Origin of the sequence: uncultured Campylobacter sp. (assembly GCF_937949835.1) — a bacterium.
In the GTDB taxonomy this organism is placed as follows: Bacteria; Campylobacterota; Campylobacteria; order Campylobacterales; family Campylobacteraceae; genus Campylobacter_B.
In genome coordinates this window covers 1-1,450 of sequence record NZ_CALEDC010000029.1, presented here as the reverse complement: position 1 = coordinate 1,450, position 1,450 = coordinate 1, and the positions used below count along the sequence as shown (strand labels likewise).

The window sequence follows — 1,450 nt, the reverse complement described above, 5'->3', positions numbered from 1 at the left end:
TACATACGCAAGTCGTTCTAAGCGCCTTTAAACCAAGTGCTAATTCCGACAGCGATGCTAAAAAACAAGAAAATCTAAACTCTTGCTTAAAAGCTATTGACGCTCTTAAGAAAGCTGAGAACGAAGTAGCCGCGAAGCCGAAATTTTTATGTGCGCCGGAGTATAACGATACTGGCGTTTATGAAAAGCTAAAGCAAGTAGCCGAATATTTGCGTGCAGTTTACGCGATCGAGATCGACGCCACTAATGAAACGAGTGCTAAACTCGCCGTAAAAACGCTGCAAACAAAAACCGCGATCATAACGTATCAAAAAGTAACTAGGACGGATAAAGTCGTGCGTCCGCTTTCGATGTTTTTGATCGCACTTTATGCTAAAGTAATGGCAGAAACCGAATACGGCTTTTCGCAAACTTTCTCAAATAGAGTCATAGGAGGAATAACCGGCATCGTGGATAATGTAGAGTTTATCCAGGGCGTGGACTGCGAAGCCGACCGACTAAGAAGCGAAGGCATCACGATCGCTTACGTAGACGACGGCATCAGGGCATGGGGCGGCGAGACTCGAGACGAGGATTTTAGCTCGCTTCATACCTATGTCATCTTTTATACGGCGATCGAGACGATATTCGAAGCTCAAAAGCGATCGATAAGCGTATGCGCGACGTGCTAAAAAACGTAGTCGATAGCCTCGAGGCGTTTTATCGCCGTTTGGTCGCAAATAACGTTGCGGTAGGCTTTGAAGTGACGGTGCCAGTCGAGCTAAACAGTAATGAGACGATAAGCGAGGGCAAAGTCTACATCAAACACAAAGTTCAAGAAATGCCGCTTCTTAAGAACATCACGAATAGAATTTACAGAGTCACCGAGTATTTTGATAGAAGAGCTTTAAAAATTTAAAAGGAGTTGAAAATGTCTTTAAAAGCACAAGCGATCACGGGCGGGAATTTATTTATAGCAGGTATCGGACTTATGGGCGAGTTAGTGGATTTCGAGCCGCCAAAGTTCGAACACGAGACTATCGAGGCAAGCGCGGAGATCGGCAAATACGAGATCGTATTACCTACGCTCAAGCCCCTATCAGCTAAATTTACGATAAATAATGTAAGCGCTGTTTATTTTGCACTACTAAACACGAAAATAAAGCAATCCCTATACGTTAAAGCCAACCATACCGACGGTGAAGGAGCAGCTACTCAAGTAGTAGCTACCTTTAGCGGTAATATCAAAGTCCTAGAGCCGCCCAAATTCGAGATGAATAAAGAGGCGAATTTAAGCATCGAAATGAATTGCTATTTTTGCAAATACGACGTGGACAAAAAGCCCGTTTTGATCTATGACGTGGATAATAAAATTTACGCTGTAGACGGTATAGACCTATACGAGTCTATCCGAAAAAATATATCTTAAAGGGTAAGGTAAAGAAAGGAAATTTAAAATGGCACTAAAAAA

The 1,450-nt window shown here is 42.8% G+C and carries 2 protein-coding genes and 1 pseudogene; all 3 read left to right on the top strand.

All coding sequences use genetic code 11. The annotated features are described in order from the left end of the window. Positions 1 to 671: pseudogene (locus Q0256_RS00660) on the top strand (phage tail protein); the annotation flags it as partial. After that, positions 656 to 898: a hypothetical protein gene (locus Q0256_RS00655; protein ID WP_297959086.1), complete on the top strand. Its 243-nt coding sequence runs from the start codon at positions 656 to 658 to the stop codon at positions 896 to 898. The pseudogene Q0256_RS00660 and the gene Q0256_RS00655, both read left to right, overlap by 16 nt. Before the next feature lie 12 nt (positions 899 to 910). After that, complete coding sequence (locus tag Q0256_RS00650) at positions 911 to 1,408, top strand: phage major tail tube protein (protein WP_297959084.1); 498 nt, start codon at positions 911 to 913, stop codon at positions 1,406 to 1,408. Positions 1,409 to 1,450: the final 42 nt, after the last annotated feature.